The organism is Enterococcus sp. FSL R5-0957 (assembly GCF_038008005.1).
In the GTDB taxonomy this organism is placed as follows: Bacteria; Bacillota; Bacilli; order Lactobacillales; family Enterococcaceae; genus Enterococcus_B; species Enterococcus_B faecium.
Window position 1 is genome coordinate 1,414,545 of sequence record NZ_JBBOYG010000001.1, and the last position, 22,215, is coordinate 1,436,759.

Annotated in this window: 16 protein-coding genes; 1 reads left to right on the top strand and 15 read right to left on the bottom strand. The window is 38.8% G+C overall.

Going from position 1 to position 22,215, the window contains the following annotated elements; genetic code table 11:
- Positions 1-236: 236 nt before the first annotated feature.
- The 8 genes from cbpB to MKX69_RS06855 all read right to left on the bottom strand — a co-directional run bounded on the left by cbpB (position 237) and on the right by MKX69_RS06855 (position 6,601).
- Positions 237-737, bottom strand: coding sequence for a cyclic-di-AMP-binding protein CbpB (gene cbpB / locus MKX69_RS06820; protein WP_341009473.1), 501 nt, complete (start codon positions 735-737; stop codon positions 237-239).
- 106 nt (positions 738-843) lie between these two features.
- Entirely contained in the window at positions 844-1,362 is a 519-nt protein-coding gene (locus MKX69_RS06825) for a metallophosphoesterase (RefSeq protein WP_002288030.1), read from the bottom strand.
- Positions 1,363-2,718: a ribonuclease PH gene (gene rph, locus MKX69_RS06830; protein WP_341009476.1), complete on the bottom strand. Its 1,356-nt coding sequence runs from the start codon at positions 2,716-2,718 to the stop codon at positions 1,363-1,365.
- A gap of 2 nt (positions 2,719-2,720) precedes the next feature.
- The gene (gene racE / locus MKX69_RS06835) at positions 2,721-3,542 is read right to left on the bottom strand and encodes a glutamate racemase (protein WP_341010522.1); all 822 of its coding nucleotides are present in this window, start codon (positions 3,540-3,542) and stop codon (positions 2,721-2,723) included.
- A 160-nt stretch (positions 3,543-3,702) separates the two neighbouring features.
- Positions 3,703-4,359: an amino acid ABC transporter permease gene (locus MKX69_RS06840; protein WP_341009478.1), complete on the bottom strand. Its 657-nt coding sequence runs from the start codon at positions 4,357-4,359 to the stop codon at positions 3,703-3,705.
- A 15-nt stretch (positions 4,360-4,374) separates the two neighbouring features.
- Positions 4,375-5,022, bottom strand: a complete 648-nt coding sequence (locus MKX69_RS06845) for an amino acid ABC transporter permease (protein ID WP_002288038.1) — start codon at positions 5,020-5,022, stop codon at positions 4,375-4,377.
- A gap of 12 nt (positions 5,023-5,034) precedes the next feature.
- Complete coding sequence (locus MKX69_RS06850) at positions 5,035-5,850, bottom strand: transporter substrate-binding domain-containing protein (protein WP_341009481.1); 816 nt, start codon at positions 5,848-5,850, stop codon at positions 5,035-5,037.
- 13 nt (positions 5,851-5,863) lie between these two features.
- On the bottom strand, positions 5,864-6,601 hold the full coding sequence (locus MKX69_RS06855) for an amino acid ABC transporter ATP-binding protein (protein WP_341009484.1): 738 nt from the start codon (positions 6,599-6,601) through the stop codon (positions 5,864-5,866).
- Positions 6,602-6,854: 253 nt separating this feature from the next.
- On the opposite strand from MKX69_RS06855, the gene trpS reads away from it, so the two are divergent.
- Positions 6,855-7,865: a tryptophan--tRNA ligase gene (gene trpS, locus MKX69_RS06860; protein ID WP_341009486.1), complete on the top strand. Its 1,011-nt coding sequence runs from the start codon at positions 6,855-6,857 to the stop codon at positions 7,863-7,865.
- A gap of 164 nt (positions 7,866-8,029) precedes the next feature.
- On the opposite strand, the gene MKX69_RS06865 is transcribed toward trpS, so the two are convergent.
- The 7 genes from MKX69_RS06865 to MKX69_RS06895 form a co-directional block, all read right to left on the bottom strand.
- Entirely contained in the window at positions 8,030-8,158 is a 129-nt protein-coding gene (locus MKX69_RS06865) for a hypothetical protein (RefSeq protein ID WP_002292953.1), read from the bottom strand.
- Between the two features lie 952 nt (positions 8,159-9,110).
- On the bottom strand, positions 9,111-11,531 hold the full coding sequence (gene pheT, locus MKX69_RS06870; RefSeq protein WP_341009488.1) for a phenylalanine--tRNA ligase subunit beta: 2,421 nt from the start codon (positions 11,529-11,531) through the stop codon (positions 9,111-9,113).
- A 4-nt stretch (positions 11,532-11,535) separates the two neighbouring features.
- Positions 11,536-12,579 (bottom strand): phenylalanine--tRNA ligase subunit alpha, encoded by a 1,044-nt coding sequence (pheS, locus tag MKX69_RS06875; protein ID WP_086323273.1) that lies wholly within the window; start codon positions 12,577-12,579, stop codon positions 11,536-11,538.
- Positions 12,580-12,890: 311 nt separating this feature from the next.
- Positions 12,891-13,232 carry a winged helix-turn-helix transcriptional regulator gene (locus MKX69_RS06880; RefSeq protein ID WP_002292948.1) on the bottom strand — a complete coding sequence of 114 codons (342 nt, stop codon included), beginning with the start codon at positions 13,230-13,232 and terminating at the stop codon, positions 12,891-12,893.
- Positions 13,233-13,300: 68 nt separating this feature from the next.
- Positions 13,301-17,023, bottom strand: coding sequence for a helicase-exonuclease AddAB subunit AddA (gene addA, locus MKX69_RS06885; protein ID WP_341009491.1), 3,723 nt, complete (start codon positions 17,021-17,023; stop codon positions 13,301-13,303).
- A complete protein-coding gene (locus tag MKX69_RS06890; RefSeq protein ID WP_341009493.1) occupies positions 17,020-20,547 on the bottom strand; it encodes a PD-(D/E)XK nuclease family protein in 3,528 nt (1,175 codons plus the stop codon). Before MKX69_RS06890 ends, addA begins: the two co-directional genes overlap by 4 nt.
- A gap of 180 nt (positions 20,548-20,727) precedes the next feature.
- Positions 20,728-22,194 carry a peptide MFS transporter gene (locus MKX69_RS06895; RefSeq protein WP_010732688.1) on the bottom strand — a complete coding sequence of 489 codons (1,467 nt, stop codon included), beginning with the start codon at positions 22,192-22,194 and terminating at the stop codon, positions 20,728-20,730.
- Between the last annotated feature and the right edge of the window lie 21 nt (positions 22,195-22,215).

Here is a 22,215-nt window from a genome sequence, read left to right on the forward strand (position 1 = left end):
ACAAAAGTAAAGAACACTTTTGTCCCACGCTCTAAACACGTATAAACGGCGGAAGCAGAAGCAACTCCTTCGGAAATAAGAAGGAATTCACAAAAATTTGAAAAGCAATTTTCGTGAATTCCTTCTTATTTCTTGGAGTTAAACGCTTTTGTCCCAGCCTCTTTTTCAAGATAAAGTCAAAACTGGTACGCTGTTTTTTCTACTTATTTTTTGATTATCTTTTAGTTTCTCGTTCTTTAGCTCACGATATCGATTTGTTCTTTTAATTCTTCGATTTTCGGAGACAATATATTACGACGTTCTAATTCATGCACCGTGAAGTTTACGGCTTTAAGCAGCTCTTTTCTTGTAATGATTCCTTTGAAAATCCGATCTTCTGTGACAACCGGTAAAAAAGGCGAATCGACTAACAAATGGAGTACTTCTTCTAGTTCCCAATTTTCATCAATTGTCGGAACATCTGTTTCTGTCACATCAGCAACCGTTAGTCCTTCTAACGGGTCCATGCTGATTGTTTGCAAGTCAATCATTTTATTGACCACATCTGATAAACTTACTAGTCCTACAAAGTGATCATCTTTTCCTAATACAGGAATTTTGGAATAACCGACCTTCGATAACACAAGTAAACCATGGGATAATGGATGATGATACATAACATTTGCCACATTTTCTGCAGGAATCAAAAACGTTTCCTGATTTTCCAGCAGCATTTCTCTTACTATAGGTCCAATCATCTGATGGCCTCCATTTCTATTTCATTCAACACTACTATTTTACCGAAACCGGATGCAAAATTCATAAAATAAAGCTTATTTTTATTAAAAATTAGAGTTTTTTTATTCAGCGCTCTCTCGAAAAAGAAAAGGCCAACTCTTCAACTGCCTGATGGGCACGGTTATAGTATTGAACAGAAATTTGGTCATCTAAACTTTCGATAAGAGCATATGATGGGATTTGGATCGGGCCTCTAGGCTGAGAAATGCTACCAGGATTCAAAAATAGGATTTTCTGATCCATCTCACAGCCTATTTGATGGGTATGACCAAAAAACACCATATCGGCAGTTGCAGCTCGAGCTTCGATTGCTAACTGTGTCAAACCAAATCGGACATTCGATAAATGACCGTGAGTCATGAATACTGTATCCTGACCAGTTTGGATCACTTTTTTCTGTTCGAATCCTGGTCCATAATCACAATTACCTTGAACCACTTGGAATGTATCCCATAATGGGTCAGAAGCTTCTAATTCCGAATCACCACAATGGAAAAAGATGTCCACTTCAGAACGATAACGATCTACTAAGTCAACGAGGATATCTCTGTCTCCATGATTATCACTTACTACTAAATACCGCATCTATCTCTCTCCTTCCAGCCATTGTTTCCACTCGGCACTCAATTTTTTCATTGCTTGAGCCCGATGACTGATCTTGTTTTTTTCTTCGCTCGATAATTCTGCTGCTGTTTGTTTCTTACCTTCTGGGATAAATAAAGGATCATACCCAAAGCCATTTTCGCCAGATGGTATACGGGCTACTCGACCGGGCCATTCCGCTTCTACTACGAGGCTGTCTTTTTTGGGTGCCGCGAATACTAATGTACAATGGAATTGTGCTGTTCTTTTTTCATCCGGCACATCTGTCAATTCATATAATAATTTGGCGTTATTCCCCGCATCACTTTTTTGTTCCCCTGCAAAACGTGCAGAATAGATTCCTGGCATACCGCCTAACGCATCCACTTTCAAACCTGAATCATCTGCTAAGACTGGTTGATCAAGCAATTGTGCAATCGTTTCTGCTTTTAATCGGGCATTTTCTTCAAATGTGCTGCCAGTTTCTTCCACATCTGGCAATTCAGGATAGTCAAGTAATGTTTTTACATGATATCCCGCTTCTTTGAACATATTTCGAAACTCTTCTGCTTTTCCTGGATTTCTTGTCGCAATGATGATTGTTTTTGTTTCTTCTATCCGCTCATTATCTTGAGCAAATTCTGTTAGCAAAGCATGTTTTTGCTCTTTGATCAAATCTTCAATCGCGTTTTTTCCAAAAAAGAGCATTTCATTCAACTGTTCTCCATCAAACGTTGCTTCTTCTCCAGTTCCTTGAATCTCCACGAATTTTCCTGATTCTGTCATCACGAGATTCATATCTACAAGTGCTGCGGAATCTTCTTGGTAGTCCAAATCTGTCACGCAAGTCCCATCCGGCAAGATCCCTACGCTAACTGCTGCAAGATGCTCTTTGATTGGATCTTCTGACAATTCCTTTTCTCTTAAAAGCTTTTCAATTGCTAGTCTCAACGCGACGAATGCCCCAGTGATGCTAGCTGTTCTAGTTCCGCCATCCGCTTGGATCACATCGCAGTCTATGATGATACTACGCTCTCCCAGCTTTTCCAAGTCTATTACTGCACGCAAGGAGCGACCAATAAGACTCTGGATTTCCATTGTTCTACCAGAAAGTTTTCCTTTGCTGCTTTCTCTACGATTTCTCGTACTCGTTGCTCGAGGTAGCATACTGTATTCAGCTGTTACCCACCCTGTTCCTGTTTCTCTCAAAAAGGGAGGTACAGAATCCTCTACTGTTGCAGAACAAATAACTGTTGTATCACCAAAACGGATCACAACCGATCCCTCTGGATATTTGAAAACATTTGTTTGAAGCTCCAGTTTACGAAGCTCTTGGGCTTTTCTCCCGTCATGACGCATCCTTATTTTCCTCCCAATTCAATATGGTCTACATTTAGGTGTCCGATTCCAAGCCAGTCTTCGGCTATTTCTTGGAAAAGTTTAGCAGATCCTGTTGTATAAAACTGACATAATGTCCGTCCATTTTGCGGTGAATTGCTCAAATTGAAATAATCGAGTAGCATAGATACTTCACCTACTGTTTCTGCTCCAGAATCGATCAGTTGAACATTTTCCCCCACTACATTTTGAATGATGGGGCGCAATAATGGATAATGGGTGCATCCCAAAATCAATGTATCGATTTTTTTAGTCGTTAACGGAGCTAATGTTTCTGCCACGATTTTTTTTGCCACAGATGAATGGTATTCATTACTTTCGACAACTGAAACAAATTTGGAACAAGCAAGACTTGTCACAGTCAATTCTGGCACTTTCTCTTTCAGTGCTTTTTCATAAGCTTGACTTTTTACCGTACCAATCGTACCGATAATGCCAACTTGTTTATTTTGTGTTTTTTTTACTGCTGCTCTTGTACCGGGAAGGATCACACCGATGACTGGAATAGAAAGAGCAGCTTTGATTTCTTCTAAAGCAACCGCAGTTGCGGTATTGCAAGCAATCACCAGCATCTTGATTCCTTGCTCCACCAGATAATCCGTCATTTCCCAAGTATACTGGATTACCTGTTCCGCAGGTCTAGGACCATACGGGCAGCGTGCTGTGTCTCCTACAAATAAAATATTTTCATTCGGTAATTGTTTCAGGGCTTCTTTTACTACAGTCAAGCCGCCGACACCAGAATCAATAAATCCGATAGGGCGATTATCTGTCAATCGTATCATCCTTTTTTTCAATAAATTCTATCTTCCCTATTGTGTACTTTTTAGCGTGAATTTTCAAGTGCTCTCACTTGCTTAAAACAATCAAAATCTCTTTTTTTCGAATGGAAAGAGGAAAAGCGGTTGTGACTTAGTTTGCCACAACCGCTAAAAGAATCATCTATTAATAACTGTACCGTCTCTTTTCCAAGTAACCGGAAAGCAGAGAAAGCGCGTAACACACCACGAAGTACATAAGTGTCATGATGATGAACATTGGAATCACATAATTGGTATTCTGTCCATAAATAATACGTGCCTGATGAGAAAGTTCAGGTAAAGAAATGATTACTGCTAATGATGTATCTTTGATCAGTGAAATCAATTGGCTCACAATTGCCGGGATCATCGATTTGAATGCTTGCGGCAAAACGATCGTCCGCATCGTTTCTACATAAGTCAGTCCCGTTGACAATCCTGCCTCCATCTGCCCTTTCGGAACAGCATTAAGTCCAGCTCGGAAAATTTCCGACAGCATAGCTGATTCAAAGATCGTCAATGCTGCAACAGCAGACCAGAAGATGTTCATCTGGATGCCAATCTGAGGCAAAGCAAAATAAGTGAAGAAAATGATCAATAATAATGGAAGATTTCGTATGATATCGATCACAATACCAAGGATTTTGGACAAGAAAGGGATATTCGCAAAACGAATCACACCTGTCAGACCACCAATCAAGAAACTGAAAATGATCGAAAACAATGAAACTTCAACAGTAACCTTTAATCCTTCCAATAAAAAACGGACATTCATCCATGAAAAAGCGCCGCTAAAATCCATGTATTTCCCCTCCTTCTATGAACGAACCGCCCATTTTTTCTCAAGATAAACCATTAAGTAAGATAACGGCAGCGTGATAACTAAGTAAAATAACCCAACGATGATATACGTATCGAAGGTATTGAATGTTTCACTGGCAATCAAATCTCCTTGATACATCAAATCCAAACCAGCTACGATTGCTAAAATAGACGAGTTTTTCACAAGATTAATAAATTGGTTGCCTAATGGCGGAATAACGATTTTGAATGCTTGGGGCAAAACAATATAACGCATAATTTCTGAATAGGTAAATCCAGAAGACAATCCTGCTTCTGTTTGGCCTTTTGGTACAGTTTGAATCCCTGAACGTACTGTTTCAGCAATAAAAGCGGATGTATAGATAGTCAAGCCAATCGTCCCTGCTTGGAATCCGTCTAGATTAAACCAATAAATAGGTACGACAACATAAAAAAACATCACGATGATCAATAATGGAATGTTTCTAAAAAATTCTACATATGCCTTTGCTAAGGCACTTACTACTTTATTCTTTGATAATTGGAAGATTGCCATCAACGTTCCGATAATCAAACTAAACACAAGTGCTAAGACACTCGAAAACAATGTGATCTTGAACCCGTCGACAAAGATTGGTCCATAAGTCTGTATCAATTCGCTCATTGCCTCTCCCCCTTACTCTACTTTTCCTTCAGTTTCATTTGGAAACCATTTTTGATAGATTTTATCATATGTGCCATCTGCATGCATTTCCTCTAGCGCTTGGTTAACAGCTTTCAAGAAATTTTCTTGTCCTTTGTTGATCGCAATTCCATAAGGCTCGTTAGTAAACGTTCCGCCGACTAACTCGTACTCTGGATTTTCATCTGCAATCCCTAACAAGATCGCATTATCCGTAGTCATTGCGTCTCCCTGGCCAGATTGTAACGCAGTAAATGCTTCTGCATAATTTTCCAATTCCAGAATGTTTGCATCTGGTGCATGCTGTCGGATATTCGCAGCCGACGTAGAACCTTTGACTGCTAGAACTGTTGTAGAAGCATTCAAATCATCTACACTTTTGATTTGGCTTCCCTTCTTTACCAACAAAGCTTGGCCAGCATCGAAATAGACATCTGAAAAATCGACTTGTTTTTTTCGTTCATCTGTGATCGTCATCGTCGCAATAATCGCATCGATGTTTCCGTTTTTCAATAACGGGATCCGCGTTTTAGAAGTGACTTCAACAAATTCCGCTTTTCCATTCTCACCATGGATCTTTTCAGTGATTGCTTTTGCAATATCTACATCAAATCCTTGTACGGTTCTGCTCTCAATATCCATCATTCCAAATAATCGAGTATCATATTTGACACCCCAGATGATTTCATTGGTAGATTTGCTTCGCTCTAAAATATCTTCATTTGCCAACCCATTTCCTTTACATCCGGCTAGTGCAAGAAAAGCAATGCCTAAAAGGAAAATCAGGCGTATTTTTTTAAACCTGCGCATCTTTTTCCTCCTATCAATGATTGATAACTTTACTGATAAATTGCTGTGCTCGGACTTCATTTGGATTTTCGAAAAAGTCTCTCACATTTCTGCTATCTTCCAATACTTCTCCGTCAGCCATGAAGATGACACGATCCGCAACTTCTTTGGCAAAGCCCATTTCATGCGTCACGACAATCATTGACATGCCGTCATGCGCCAATTTTTTCATGATGTCCAATACATCACCAATCATTTCCGGATCCAAAGCAGAAGTAGGTTCATCAAACAGCAGCATCTCAGGATTCATCGCTAAACCTCTGGCGATTGCCACCCGTTGCTGTTGTCCACCGGATAACATGGAAGGATAAGAATCTTTCTTATCTAACATATTGACAGTTTTCAGAAATTTCTCCGCGTTTTTGACTGCAGTTGCCTGGTCTTGCTTTAACACTTTGATTGGTGCTAATGTAATATTTTCCAGAACGGTTTTATTAGGATACAAATTGAAATGCTGGAAAACCATGCCGATATTCTTTCGGACTTCTGTCAACTTTGTCTTTTTATCATGCAAGTCAGTATCATTAATTAGTAGCTTACCTGAAGAAATCGTCTCTAATCCATTGATACAGCGAAGCATCGTGCTCTTTCCTGAACCAGAAGGACCAATGACAACGACAACTTCTCCTTTCTCGAATTCGAGATTGATATTTTTTAATGCGTGGAACTTGCCATAATATTTATCCACGTGATCAAATTTAATCATTGCCATAGAATTACACTCCCATTATTATTTAGTAAGATTTCTTTTAAAGATGTATAATAAAATACATTATATCTGATAGTTTAGTAATTTGTAAAGTTTCTTAGAACGTTTATTCTCCCATAAATATTTCTTTCATTTCTTATCTATTAGTTATTTTATCCTCTTTCCTTGTTTTTTCCTTAGGAACTGTTGTTTCTTGTCAGGAAAAACGGTAAGATATTAAGTGCTCAGACTTACAAATCGTAAAGAGGTGTCTTTTTTGAAAAATATTATTTTAACGGGAGATCGACCAACTGGGAAGCTGCATTTAGGGCATTACGTCGGTTCTCTAAAAACCCGAGTGGCTATGCAAGCAGATGAAGATAACCAACTGTTTGTCATGATTGCTGACATGCAAGCCCTGACCGATAATGCTAAAAATCCTGAGAAGGTTTCATCAAATGTCTTACAAGTTGCTTTAGACTATTTAGCCGTGGGATTAGATCCTGCAAAATCTACTTTATTTATCCAATCACAAATTCCGGAATTAGCTGAGTTAACCATGTATTATTTGAACTTAGTCAGCGTAGGACGCGTTCGACGCAATCCGACTGTCAAAACAGAAATCGAACAAAAGAAATTCGGTGAAAGCGTGCCTACAGGATTCTTTATCTATCCTGTTTCTCAAGCAGCAGATATCACTGCATTCAAAGCGAATCTCGTACCTGTTGGCGAGGATCAAAAACCAATGTTAGAGCAGACACAGGAAATCGTACAAAGCTTCAATCATACATATGGTGAAGTCTTGGTGGAACCAAAAGGCGTATTCCCACCAAAAGGAATGGGTAGATTACCTGGAATCGATGGAAATGGCAAAATGAGTAAATCGTTAGGAAACGGTATTTATATCTCCGATCCTGCCGATGTCTTACAGAAAAAAGTCATGAGTATGTATACTGATCCAAACCACATCCATGTACAAGATCCTGGACAAGTAGAAGGGAATATGGTCTTCACCTACTTGGATGTATTCGGAACAGATAAAGAAGCAATTGAAGAAATGAAAGCTCATTACCGCCGCGGCGGACTTGGCGATGTAAAGATCAAACGATACCTCATTGATGTATTGGAAGCTGAATTTGCACCGATCCGCGCGTGCCGAGAAGAATTGGAAAAAGATCCTTCAGCTGTTATGGAAATCTTACGTAAAGGTAGTGAAGAAGCTGCTAAAGTAGCTGCACAAACACTTTCTGAAGTAAAATCAGCAATGGGGATCAATTACTTCCATTAATACACCGATGAATCCATCTTAGTGACATCATTACCAAACACAAAAAACCGAACAATAGTTGAGTAGCTGCTTACTTGCATGCGTACGCTCTCTATCGTTCGGTTTTTTGATGTTCAAAAGCAGAATCAGAGACTTTCACTTTAGTTGAAATAATTGGCCAGTTCTTAGTCCGTGACAACTTGTTTGTCGATCACTTGATTGGTTTCTTCAAGAAGTGTCGTATACTGCTTTTCATAGTTGGTCAGTTTTTTCAATGCATCTTCGTATTCATTGATCGGCTGAGTGGCGACCACAGCTTCAGTGACATTCCCTTTTTCAAGTGCGGATATTTTGTTCAGCTGTCGTCAAAGAAGGGCCAAAAGCTGTGTCCCCCTCATTTTTAGTGGTAGTTTTTTATAGATTTTCTAATATTCCTTTTCTTACTAAATAGTTCCTTTATTCTCCATATTTAATGAAGTGTTTAAGATATTTATATAAGGTAAACAAAGAATATACTATCGCTATTACAATTACTGGAATGATTAAAAATCTAGTTTGAATATCAAAAAACATTAAAATATAAACGATTAGTAAAAAGCCTCCTACAAAAAAAGCAATAGATGAAGCTCCTAATGCACTTTTTTTTGAACTTCAATCGGTTTATCTTTAAAAGTATTCCCAGCAACTATTCCATACCATTTGCCTCTTCTAAGTTGAATACCAACGATTATTAATAAAAGACCAAGAACAACTAACATGAACACCACTACCACCTCCTTTAATCTCTGAAGTAGCCATGTGCAAAACGTCTGAAATTCAATTAATGATACACTAAGAAAAAATGGTTGGGATTACCACCTCGGTCATTTTTCCATATTCAGCAGATTAAATGTCATGAATTCTTATCCAATAAACCTCTTATTAGTATATAGCCAAAACTGTTCTTTGAAAATTAGCGATAAAAATAATGATTTTCCTGTTCATTTAAAATCTAATTACTTGTGTAATAAAACTCTCCCTTTTCAATTTCATCTTCTCTTTTTTATCATACTTACATAGCAGTGTTATTGATAGTCTTTCATTGTGAATGCGACGGCTCGATACCTACCTATTTTTCTGATTTTAGAAATTTATGGAATCTACCTGAAAAATAAAAAAGAGCAGAACCGAAGATGGATCTGCTCAAGTATCTATTCTATATATATAAGTGTTTTAAAAAAATTTTTTAAAAGCATGGACGACTGATAACTATTTTGCTTCTAACTTTTAACGAATACTTGCTCCAAGTGTTTCTGTCAAAGCTTTTGTTACCTTATCCATTGCTTTATTGATTTCTTCATCTGTCAATGTTGCTTCAGGGTTGACAAATGTCAGGCTATAAGCCATGGATTTATGTCCTTTTTCGATGTTTTCTCCTTGATAGACATCAAATAATTGGATATCTGTTAAAAATCTTCCGGCAGCAGAATGGATCACTTCTGTTAATTCCTGATTTGTCACAGTTTCTTTTACAAGCAAAGCGATATCCCGGCTGACTGCTGGGAATTTTGTCACTGCTTCAAAAACGATTCCTTTTTGGGCAGCTTCCACTACAGCAGATAAATCAAACTCAGCAACATATGTTTCTGGAATATCATAACTTTTGGCAATTGTCGGATGCACTTGACCGACAAAACCGATGAATTGTTCGCCAAGGTAAATCGCAGCAGTTCTTCCAGGATGCATTTCTTTTATTTCTGTCACCGTTTGATAATGGATATCTTCATGGATACCTAGTTGTTCAAATAAGTTTTCTAAAAGACCTTTGATAGTGAAAAAGTCTACGTTTTGTGCTTTCGTCTGCCAATCTTTTTCTTCCCAAATACCAGAAATAGCGATTGCTGCATGTTTTATTTCTTGCGGCAGATGTGTGCGCGGATCATTTTCTTGGAAGAATACCCGACCGATTTCATATAAAGCAATCTCTGTATTTTTTCGAGCAGTGTTATAACTGATATCATCTAATAGTCCGCTGATCAAATTCATTCGTAATACAGAACGTTCTTCGCTCATTGGCCAGTCCAAACGTGTAATATTACTTTCTTTTATAACAAACTGTCTTGATTTTTCTTCTGTTGTCAATGCATAACTGATTGCTTCGCTCAATCCGCTTCCTTCAAAGATTGTACGAATTTTACGAGTAGTTTCTTGTTCTTTTGACAAGCTTCCAGCAACCGTTTCTCCACTTGGAAGAGTAGATGGCAACTGATCGTATCCATAAATACGAGCAACTTCTTCGATAATGTCTGCTTCGATTTGGATATCCCATCGTCTTGGTGGTACGACTACGGAATAAACATGATCCTTTTCTTCATAGCTAAATCCAAGTGCTTCAAAAATCTCATTTACTTCTTTAACGACAAGAGATGTTCCTAAATATTGATTGATGCGTTCAAGTGAAATCCTCACTGATACGTCTTCTGCTTTGATCTCTGAACCTTTGACCGCACCTTGTAGAACTTCCCCACCTGCAAGAGAAACGATCATTGCTGCAGCAACCTCACTGGCTTCTCCAACAGTTGCATGGTTGATCCCTTTTTCAAAGCGTGCAGAAGATTCGCTACGCAAATTAAATTGTTTTGCTGTACGACGGATCGAAATTGGATCAAACAAAGCAGATTCCAGTGCCACTGTTGTTGTTTCATTCGTAATCTCTGAATCTAATCCACCCATGACACCAGCCAAAGCAACTGGTTCTTTGCCATTAGTGATGACAAGATTGTCAGTTGTCAATTCCCGAGATTCTCCATCTAACGTGACTAATGTCTCATTTTCTTTTGCATGACGGACAAGGATCTCATTTGATTTCAATTTGTCGTAGTCAAATGCATGTAGTGGTTGTCCGAATAAAAGCAAAATATAGTTCGTCACATCTACTACATTGTTGATTGGGCGGATGCCTTCATTCATCAAAAGATTTTGCAGCCATTGAGGACTTGGTTGGATGTTTACTCCTTCAATGATGCGGATTTGATAGGCAGGAACGACTTCTTTATCTTCAACTGTCACTTTGATTCTATCGCTAGCAAGTTGTGATGATTCTACTAATTTCTCGTCATCAAATGTAGGCGTCTGACGATAGATTGCCCCAACTTCGTAAGCTACGCCACGCATTGACAATGCATCTGCACGATTTGGTGTGATAGACAATTCAATGATCGAATCATCCATATCTAAATAAGGAAAAACTGGATCGCCATTTACAGCTTCTTTTGGCATATAATAGATACCTTCAGCGTATTCTTTTGGTATAACACTGTCTGAATAGCCAATTTCTTGTAACGAGCAAATCATGCCATTTGATACTTGACCACGCATTTTCCCTTTTTTGATCTTCACATTTCCAGCAATCCGTGAGTTAGGAAGCGCAACGATCACTTTGATTCCGACCTTCACATTAGGCGCTCCACAAACGATTTGAGACAGTTCGTCTTCACCAATATCGACTTGACAAATAGAAAGGTGATCAGAATCTGGATGTGGTACACATTCCTTGACTTCACCGACAACGATTTTTTTCAAGCCTTCTTCTGGAACCGTGATTCCCTCGACTTCGATTCCTGTTACAGACATTTTATCCGCTAATTCTTTTGGTGTTACATTCGATAAATCCACATAACGATTAAGCCATTTATATGAAACTAACATCTTCTTACTCCCCCTTGAACTGACTTAAGAAACGTAAGTCATTTTGATAGAAATTACGGATATCATTCACTCCATACCGCAACATAGCTACGCGGTCTGGTCCAAGGCCGAAAGCAAAGCCTGAATATTCTTCTGGATCAATTCCTGACATCTTCAACACATTCGGGTGCACCATGCCAGCTCCTAAAATCTCGATCCAGCCAGTGTATTTACATACGTTACAACCGGCACCACCACATTTGAAACAGCTGACATCTACTTCTACTGATGGCTCCGTAAATGGGAAATAACTTGGACGCAAACGGATTTCACGTTCTTCCCCAAACATTTTTTTCATTACGACTTCTAATGTTCCTTTAAGGTCGCCCATCGTGATGTTTTTATCAACAACTAGCCCTTCAATTTGATGGAACTGATGGCTGTGGGTCGCATCATCTGTATCTCTGCGGAAAACTTTTCCTGGCGAAATCATTCGTAGAGCACCCTTAGAGAAATCATGCTTTTCCATTGTCCGTGCTTGGACTGGTGAAGTATGTGTCCGAATCAATATCTCGTCTGAAATATAGAAAGTATCTTGCATGTCCCTTGCCGGATGGTCTTTTGGCAGGTTCATCCGTTCGAAATTGTAATGGTCAGACTCTACTTCGTAACCTTCTACGATCTGATACCCCATACCTACAAAAATATCTTCAATTTCTTCCATGATTTGTGTCACGATATGACGTGTACCATGCTTTACTTTTCTACCAGGCAATGTCACGTCTACTGTTTCTTTTGCCAAAGCTGCATTTAACGCTTCTTCTTCTAATATTTGTTTTTTTCGCTCTATTTCTTCTGTCAAAAGGTCTCGGATCTCATTTGCGAAACTTCCGACTTTTGGACGTTCTTCTGGACTTAGATCTTTCATCCCACGCAATACTTCTGTGATCGGTCCTTTTTTTCCTAACGTTTCAACACGTATTTGATTTAATTCTTTTAAATCTTGTGCCGCCGTGATTTTGACGATTGTTTCTTCTTTCAAGCTCTCTAATTGTGCTTGTAAAGACATGTGCTTGTTCCTCCTTTAAATTCCAAATACAAAACAAAAAGACCTCATTCCTGTTAAGGAACGAGGTCTTCGCGTTACCATCCTAATTTGCGGATAAATAAACTTACACCGCACTCTTACTTCGTTAACGACAGATGCCGGTCTGATAATGATCAGACGAACTCGGAAAGTGAACTTCATTTTTCAAACACAGGACCTGTTTTCAGTCTGTGACAGATCTCCCTGAACTGGTTTAGCCAAACTACTCTTTTTCGTCATCGTTCTTTTACTTATTCGTATGGACTATAGTTTACAAGATTTTTTTTACAAAATCAACCGCATTCTTCCTCTGTGACCCATTTTTCACTCCAAACTTGTATTTGACGCATTGCTTTTTGCAAGTCTGCTCCTTTTTCAGTCAAGAGATATTCTGAACGGCTTTTTTCACTACAGGCAATGTTTCGAGTGACTATTCCTTCTTTTTCTAATTCCTTCAAGCGTTCGACCAATACCCGATCACTAACCATCGGGATTTTTGCCGCAAGCTCGACAAAGCGTTGCGGACCATTTTCGAGTAGTACATCGATAATCAATCCGTTCCATTTTTTTCCTAAAATAGAGAACGTTTTTTCAAATTTAGGACACAAAACGAATTCTGTCTGTGTTAGCTCCATCATACTCACCTCTTCCCAGAGTATAGCATAATCCTTACAAAACATAAGTCAAGTTTGCTCAATTATAATTATTTATTAATGTTTATGATTCGTTTCACTCGAAGTAAAATTAGGAAAACATTTTCTACAGGTTTATTCAGTGCTTCTGTCATTGCTTGTTGGTAAAGTCTTAGCTGTCCTTGATATTTTTGGACGATTGCGTCTATTTCTGCTGGATCATCCGGATGTAAAATGAAATCTGTTTTAAAATCATAGATATGGAGATGATCTTTTTCTTCTAAGTATCCATCGACGATTCCGTGGATCAATAGCTCATCTTCCTGATTTGGATAGTCTTGAAATACTTCATCAGCAGAAAGCAGCATGGAAAAAGGTTGCTCCCGTTTTACGTTTTCTTTGTTGGCAATCAATTGTTGCCCAAGTTCTGTTTGAAAGAACCATATAATAGAAGAAACATCTACTTTTTTTGCGACCTTTTCGTCTATTAACCGTTTCTTTACTAATTCCTGCAACTTTTGATTGATGCTCTCAGTAGTTGGCATCTCTAATGGCAGCAATTGCAATAAAGCATGGGTAGCTGTTCCAACAGCAGCTGCCGACACTTGCCGATCTTTTTGTAAAAATTTTGGTTCTGCTAGTTGTTCTTGCGTATAACGGAATTGACGAGATGCTGCCTTTGTCTGACTACTTTCCAGAGTCAAACGTGATTCTTGTGTATCATCTGGATCTTCGAATAATCGTTTGATCTCAGATACAGATTGATAACTTGTGGTTTGCGAAGAAGCCTGATAAGGATATTCATAGGCTAGACGTTTTTGTAACGAATCTGCTAATACAGTTTCCTTTTCTTTCATCTGCTGATCTAAGTTAACCAGTTCTTTTTCAGCAAGCAACTGTCTTTGTTCAATGATTGTTTGCTGATTCATCCATGAAATAGAAAACTGTGCATTTGAATCTTGAAGGAGAGAAGTCGAAACTTCTTCCTCTAAGTATTTCTGCATTTCAGGATGACGGATCAATCCGTAACCAATCCAATTCATCAAGCTGCTTCTGCCCTTCAAACGTAGCGCAGGATCAAAAACCAACTCCTCATGATCAGCTGCTTCAGACCACGTTTGGATCATTTGCTCTTTATTTTTATAGGAACCGACAATGAAAAGCTTTTGTTCTGCCCGAGTCAATCCTACATACAATTTACGCATTTCTTCCGACAACAATTTGTTTTGCTTTGCCAATTTGATGGCTTGAAACGGTAACGTATCATATAACACCCGTGTTTCAGGATCCATATAGCGAATACCTGCTCCAAGTTTTTCTTCAAAAGCATACCGATTGCGCAAGTCTTGTAAGTTGAATTCTTTCGTCATATCTAACAAAAATACAACTGGAAATTCCAAGCCTTTACTTGCATGGATTGTCATTACGCGAACAGCATTATCTTCTATTGAAATGACTGGTTCTGCTAAGTCTTTATCTTTTTCTTGCATTTTTTCAATGAAACGCACGAACTGATATAATCCTCTGAAAGAACTTTGCTCGTATGCTTTGGCACGATCGACCAATGCATAAAGATTGGCTTGTCTCTGTGCTCCTGCTGGCAAACCGACCACATACTCTAGATATCCCGTCTCATAATAGATATCCCATAGCAAGTCAGCGATCGAAGAACGGCGAGCAAGTTCTCGCCAATGATCTAGTTGTTTGCCAAAATGTTCCAACTTAGCCGCTAATTCATCTTCGTTTGATGATTGATAAGCAAGCACAGCATCATAGTAAGTATGTGCACGGTCGGCTAATCGGATGCTGGCTAATTCTGGTTCAATCAAACCCACGACTGGCGAACGCAATACAGCCGCAAGCGGAATATCTTGATAGGGATTGTCAATTAATTGCAGCAGCGAGATCATCGTGCGAATTTCTGTCGCTTGAAAATAATTTTGAGCATCATTCATCTCCAAAGGAATATCCAATGTTTTGAAAATCTCTAAAATTGTTAAGTTGTTCTTCTTTGTAGGTGTCAAGAGAACAATGTCTTTGTACTCTATCGGACGACTTTTCTTTGATTTTTTATCATAAATCATAAAGGAGGAATCAATTAATTGACGAATTTTTAGTCCTGTCATAAAAAGTTCGCCTTCTGTTTTGTCTTCCAGTATATCGTCCGTCGGAATCTCGATCTCTGATTCTTCCTGTTCTTTTTCATAGATCATGATTTCTGGCTCAAACTGTTCATTCTCCGGAAAGTCTGAGAATCCCTGTATCAGTTTGGCTGCTTCGTCATAATTGATTTGACCCACTGCTGGATCCATTAGTTGTTCAAAAATAAGATTCGTAAAAGAAAGGACTTCTTTTCTAGAGCGGAAGTTCTCAGCCAAAACGATCCGACGTCCGCCTTCTTTCTTTGAAAAATTCTCGTATTTCCCGATAAATAAACTAGGATCTGCTAAACGGAAAGAATAAATGGATTGTTTGACATCCCCAACCATAAACATATTTCCTTTTGTATCGTCAGGTTCTCTTAGCCAGTATAAAATGGCTTCTTGTAATTGGTTCACGTCTTGATATTCATCTACCATTACTTCTTTGAATTTTTTTCGATAATGTTTTGAAGCTTCACTTGGCAGCCATGCATCTTTCGTTTTTTCTGTGAGAATCTGCAACGCTAGATGTTCCAGATCATTGAAATCCAACACACCTTTTTCCCGTTTACGCATACTGAAACCGTCCATAAAGCTTTGCGTGACTTTTGTCATTTCTTCGACTAACGGTAGTGCTTTTTCCGTTAATTCTTCTATTTGGCTTGGTGAAACAGGAAAGTAACTTTTACTTATCTGCTGAATCAATTTTTTTGCTTTATCCCTCATGCCCTTGACTTCATTAGAGATTTCTTTCAATTCTGCTTTACGACTGCTCTTAAAAGTTGAAAAAGTCAGTTGTTCCAAACTAGCATAAGCTTCTTCTAACCGATCTTGCGAGAAAGCTTCATAGATATTTTTGATCTGCAGTTGTTCTCCAGCCACTTGCTCATGCATTTTTTCTAATCCTTCACCTTGTGCTAACTGAGTCATCTGTTCATATAATTGTACACATTGGTATATATCTGCCAAAACTAAAGGACGGATTTGTTCTTGATATAATCGAGATTTCGCTAGCCCCTCAGTCAAACGATAATTATCGCTTAACTGTTCTAGCCATTTTTGGGGGTCAGGGTTGGCACGGGCAAACTCATAAAGAGAAAACACCAGATTCGTCAAGCCGTCATCTGAACGATCATTAGAAAAGTTCATTGTTAATTGAAAAAATCGTTCATCATTTTCTGCATAAAGTGCTTCTCTCAGCTCGTCCCACACATCCTCCTTCATCAAGATCGTTTCTGTTTCATCTGTTAACATGCGAAAGACCGGATCAATATCAATTAAGTAATAATAACGTCGAATAACTGTTAGACAAAAAGCATGTAAGGTTGAGATATTCGCTGTGGGCAATAAAACTAACTGCTTAGTAAAATGCTGTCTTCGTACAGGGTCGCTTTCGCTGTTGACCGCTTCTTGTAATGCCTCTTGAATTCTTTCTTTCATTTCTCTTGCAGCTGCTTCAGTAAATGTCACAATCAGTAATTCATCAATATCAAAACCCATTTTTAATTTTTCAATCACTCTTCGAACAAGCACTGTAGTTTTACCTGATCCGGCAGACGCAGAGACTAACAAATTATCTCCTTGATCGAAAATCGCCTGCCACTGATCATCTGTAAATCGTTCATTTTGCGGTTTTAAAGGAATTTGATTCACTCTTCTTCACTCCTTTTCAATATTCTGCGCAGTGCTTCTTCCTTATCTATTTTCTCCAGACAGTGGTAATTATTTTCTTTCAGCATCACATCAAACGTACAGATGCTTCTGAATGGACAAAATTCGCAGGCAATTCGCTGTTTATCTTTATAAGCTGGGTTCAGTTTGATTTCTCCGGAAGTGATTGCATCTCCAGCTAACCGCATATTTTCCCGATTATGCGCCATGAACAGTTGCAGTTCTTCTTCCGTGAAAAATTTATCTTTGCTGAAACTACCTTTTTGGTATTCATCTTTCGCATTTTTTTTCACTGGATAGATCAGTGATTGTTCTTTTGCTTCCAGTGAATGGTCTAATACTTCTAAAAGAGCGGGATCATCGACAAAAACGCCATCATAACTAAATTTTTTCAATGTATTCTTCTCTACATCATCTGTCTCTGTCAATACAGGATTATGAACATGTAAATAATAAGAGCCTGCTGGTTTAACAGCCGCCTTTCCAGTCAAACGTACCGCATCCATCAATGCTACGTCCAGATACGTCAATAATTGCATAGCCATGCCATAATAAGCTTCTGTGACATCGAATGAACGTCCACTAGATTTGTAATCAACGACGCTTAACCAAGTATTTTCTTGTTCAGAAGCTACATCGATCCGATCGATTTTTCCTCGGACGTGGAGTTTTCCACCATTACTCAACGGCAATTCCAGACCTGTGATACCTTTTGCTCCAGCAATCTGACCAAATAAAATCTCCGTCTGAAGAGGATGCATGCCCGTATTTTTGCTCTGTTTTTGCAAAGCCCATGCTACTTTTTGGATCGTCTGTCCTAATTGATAGCGGATATAGTTCATTCTTGCGGAACTATCCAATATCTCAAACCGAAGTTCTCCGAACACTTCTTGCAGCACTTTTTCAGTGAAGTCTTTACGCTGCGCATCGGTCATATTCACTAAGGATAATTGGTTTGAAAACAGTAGCTTGAAGAAACGATCCAATGATTCATGATAAAAATCACCTGTTGCTGCTGGAGTCAGACCATAAACAGTTCGTTCTTTCAATTTCAAACCAAATTGCATGAAGTATTTGTATTCACAATTATAAAAATTCTCCATACGTGAAATCGAAGTATAAATTTCTTTTCCATAAAGCTCTTCCGCCATTTTTTCTGGCATCGAAACAGGCACATTCAAATGTTCCTGACTTTCAAAGATTTGTAAAGCAAAATTGCGCCATGAGGAATTCAGTACTAATTCTTTGAGCTTTTGCCAATGCTTTGGTACAGGTTTCTTTTCATCTAAAGCTAATCGATAAATCCTATTGACTGTATTGATTCCGCTTCTGTAAGTTCCTACATAACAATCAGGATCGCTTTCGATCGTCAAATGCTCTTTTCTCTCGACGGGAACTGATAAATATTCTGTGATTCTGCGCAAATAAGGAGACATCTTCAGTGAACCATCTGTGTCATAGCTTTGTGCATAGCTAAGATATAATCGATCCGTTCCGGAAAGAAAAACAAGGTAGGCTTGGAAAGGCTCAAAAGAGATACTTTCTTTGGATGGGTCGAATAAAAACTGTCCATCTGGCAAAGCTTGATTTAATACTTCTCGTTCTTCACTGGACAACAATCCTTTTGTTTCTTTACGGTCTGGAAACACTTGATCATTCAAACCTAATGCAAAAGTGACGGCAGCTTGATTCGGTCGAACTAATTCCAAACGGTTGATTCGCACTTGGTCGATTGCGGTAGGGATTTTACCATAACTTAGATTTTCTAGACCACTCGTAATGATTTCTTGGAACAGTGACCAGTCAAAAGCCGATTCACCATAAATGACTACATATTCATCCAGCAGATCAATCAGCGCTCCCCATGTCTGCTCATGGTTTCTTGCCGCTTCTAAGTTTCCTCTATCTACTTCCTGATTACGCCAAAACAATAATTGTTGCTGTACACCACTTTGGATCAAAAATTGATAAAAAACATTTGCGGCCGCTTGTCCTGTTTTGCTTTTCTTTATTTTTTTAAAAAATGCAGGTACAGATTTCTGAAATAATCGTCTAATCGTATTTGACTGTTCTTCCAGATGCTGTACGTCTTCAATCTGCTCTGCTTCAAAATCATACGCTACAAACTGCCAATCTTTTTCACGCGTCCAGTAAGTGCCTTGATAATTATAAGCAAGTGCGACATTTTCTGTGATGTCCAATTTTTTCCTGAATTCATCTCGTTCTTGTTTCCATTCATCCAGTTCGGTTTCTGTTTCCATCGATAGGAACAATTCCGTCTTGAAAAAACGCATAATATCACTTAATCGATAAGAATAACGGTCAAGAGCGAACAGACTGTTGATCCATTCAATCAGCGGATGATTTTCCATCATTTGTTCTTCATCGATATAAAAAGGAATCGCCATTTCTTGAAAGATTGGTCGAAGAATATTTCCATATAAGGACATATTTTTTGTCAGTACTTGGATATCACGATAACGGTAGTTTTCTTCACTGACTAGCCGTCTGATTTCAACGGCTAACTGTCGGACTTCCTCAGTTGGATTTTCAGCTTCCCACAAATGGAGAGCCTCTTGTTCCCCTAATTTGTGGACGGTTGCTTTCTTTTGGCTGGAAGTCTCTTCCCACATCGTTTGCAGCAACTGCAGCGCTGTCGGACGATTCTGCTCTGGCGCAAAACGATCTACTAATATAGGGACTTTCCGTTCTCTCGCACTTTGAAAAAGACGGAAATAAAGCTTTCCAGTCTCATGAAAGAGCGTAAGTACTTCTGGAAGATCCGCTGTATAAGGACGATCCAACAATAAATCGACAACTAATTGCCCCTTTTCCATCATTGCCTGCAGTAATTGATACTCTTGCCCATTGATTCGGGAAAAACCGCTGATGATAAATTTGACGTTGGTGAAATCTTGTGTCTGCATATAATTTGCTAGTATAGCCAGTGCATCTTCATTTGATAGGGCACGTTCGATCAATTCGCTGTCATAAGCTGAAAAAATCAACTTCAAGTCTTTCATTTTAAGTTGCTGGCCTTCTGCATTCGGTGAATCACCAAATAAAAGCATCAAGTCTTCTGGTTGAATATTCCCTGTGCGCAATTCACTATAGAGTTCTTGCAATTGGCGAATAAATCCTCTTTTATTGATTTCTCCGCGAAAGATCGTTAATTCTTCCTCATGTTTTTCTAAAATCTGTCGCAAGATCATCGCAGATCCGGATTCTGATAATTCATTTCCTGTAAGAAGGGTTGTCTGTTGCAGCAAATACCAAGCCAGACGGTAAAAACTGAATACTTGAACATTTGTTGTGCTGAAAGCTTTTTTCCCGCTTCTTCTTCGCATCTCCGCTAAAATTTCTTGTTCCTGTTCGAATTTGCTGTAATTGGGAACAAGGAAAAATACTTGGTTGCTTGCATCCTGGTCGAGCCAATCTGACGCTTCATCGATCAAGACTTGACGGTGATCTTTTTTCCCGTTTCCAAGAATAAATTGTAAAGACATGCTTTTCCTCCTTCAACACATGATACGGCGCTTCTTTATTATATCAAAAAATACTGAACATTTGTTCTATATTTTTCAAATTATATACTTTTATGGTTCTGATATTTCTATCTTTTTTGAGTATACGCAAAAAGACAGGAATCGCTACAAATAAGCAATTCCTGTCTTTTCGTGAGTTGATTAATGGATAGATCCCATTAGTTTTTTGATTGGTTCTTTCACAGTAAATAGCAAGATACCACCAACGATTGCTACTGCACCGATAATACCGAAGTAGGCAGATTCTGTTCCCGGTGTGTAGAAGCGTGCAATTTGTGCATTGATTGCTTGTGAAGAAGCATCAGCTAAGAACCAAATAGCGATTGTTTGTGATTCAAATGCTCGTGGTGCTAATTTCGTTGTTACAGACAAACCAACTGGTGAAAGACACAATTCAGCAATAACCACGATGAAGAAACTTCCTAACAACCACAATGGACTTACTTTTCCACTTGTCCCATAAAGCATACCTGGCAACATCAATAGTAAGTATGATAATCCTGCAAACAAAAGACCAAGTGAGAATTTCACTACTGTAGATGGTTGGCGTTTGCCAAGTTTTGTCCACATTGTTACAAATACCGGCGTCAAAATAAAGATGAAAATCGGATTCAATGATTGATACCAGCTTGCTTGGATCGTCACACCAAATAGTGTAGATTGCGTACGTTCACTAGCAAATAAAGCTAAGATAGATGAACCTTGTTCTTGTAATGACCAGAAAATGATTGCTGCAAGGAATAATGGGATGTACGCCCATACTCTTGGTTTTTCTTCAGCAGTTACATCTTTTGAAGTCAACATTTTGATAAAGTAATACAACGGTAAGATAATCCCCAATACACTGATTGTATTGACAAAAAAGTCGATTGTCAGATGACCAGTTAATTGTGCCCCACCGAATACTGCAGCGATAACAACAAGTGCGATGATCAAGTTACGGATGAATCCTTTACGTTCCTCAGTTGTCAAAGGATTCGGCGGTGTAGTACCCACTCCGTCTAATGTCTTGCGTCCTTGGATGATGTATTGTAATAATCCAAAGAACATCCCAATAGCAGCTAAAGAGAACCCTAAATGGTAGTTATATTCTTGACCGATTGTCCCAACGATTAGTGGTGCTAATAATGCCCCTAAGTTGACACCCATGTAAAAAATCGAAAATCCTGCATCTCTTCGCAAATCAGTCTTTGAATAAAGATGTCCGACCATGCCAGAAACGTTTGGTTTCAAAAAGGCGGTTCCGATAATAATCAATGCCATTGAAACAAACAATGTACTTACACCAAATGGTAAAGCCAAGACGATGTGTCCAAGCATAATGAAGACTCCACCAAAGAACACAGTGCGTTTTGCTCCTAACATTCGGTCAGATACCCAACCGCCGACGATACTAGACATGTAGATCAGCGATCCGTATATCGACATGATAGCTAATGCTGTTGCTCGTGGTAATCCAAGTCCCCCGTTAGCAACTGTATCGTACATATAATAGATAAGTAATGCACGCATACCATAATAACTAAATCGTTCCCACATCTCAGTGAAGAACAAAGTTGACAATCCCTTCGGCTGTCCGAAGAAGCCCTTGTCTTGCTGTTTTTCCATAATCTATACCCCAATTCTTTA

What these genes read in the sequence shown, in the direction of transcription:
- MKX69_RS06845 (WP_002288038.1), bottom strand. Translation starts at nt 5,022, where the DNA reads ATGAGCGAATTGATACAGACTTATGGACCAATCTTTGTCGACGGGTTC.
- MKX69_RS06840 (WP_341009478.1), bottom strand. Translation starts at nt 4,359, where the DNA reads ATGGATTTTAGCGGCGCTTTTTCATGGATGAATGTCCGTTTTTTATTG.
- cbpB (WP_341009473.1), bottom strand. Translation starts at nt 737, where the DNA reads ATGATTGGACCTATAGTAAGAGAAATGCTGCTGGAAAATCAGGAAACG.
- MKX69_RS06895 (WP_010732688.1), bottom strand. Translation starts at nt 22,194, where the DNA reads ATGGAAAAACAGCAAGACAAGGGCTTCTTCGGACAGCCGAAGGGATTG.
- MKX69_RS06855 (WP_341009484.1), bottom strand. Translation starts at nt 6,601, where the DNA reads ATGGCAATGATTAAATTTGATCACGTGGATAAATATTATGGCAAGTTC.
- racE (WP_341010522.1), bottom strand. Translation starts at nt 3,542, where the DNA reads ATGATACGATTGACAGATAATCGCCCTATCGGATTTATTGATTCTGGT.
- MKX69_RS06880 (WP_002292948.1), bottom strand. Translation starts at nt 13,232, where the DNA reads ATGGAGCTAACACAGACAGAATTCGTTTTGTGTCCTAAATTTGAAAAA.
- MKX69_RS06890 (WP_341009493.1), bottom strand. Translation starts at nt 20,547, where the DNA reads ATGTCTTTACAATTTATTCTTGGAAACGGGAAAAAAGATCACCGTCAA.
- pheS (WP_086323273.1), bottom strand. Translation starts at nt 12,579, where the DNA reads ATGTCTTTACAAGCACAATTAGAGAGCTTGAAAGAAGAAACAATCGTC.
- MKX69_RS06825 (WP_002288030.1), bottom strand. Translation starts at nt 1,362, where the DNA reads ATGCGGTATTTAGTAGTAAGTGATAATCATGGAGACAGAGATATCCTC.
- pheT (WP_341009488.1), bottom strand. Translation starts at nt 11,531, where the DNA reads ATGTTAGTTTCATATAAATGGCTTAATCGTTATGTGGATTTATCGAAT.
- rph (WP_341009476.1), bottom strand. Translation starts at nt 2,718, where the DNA reads ATGCGTCATGACGGGAGAAAAGCCCAAGAGCTTCGTAAACTGGAGCTT.
- MKX69_RS06850 (WP_341009481.1), bottom strand. Translation starts at nt 5,850, where the DNA reads ATGCGCAGGTTTAAAAAAATACGCCTGATTTTCCTTTTAGGCATTGCT.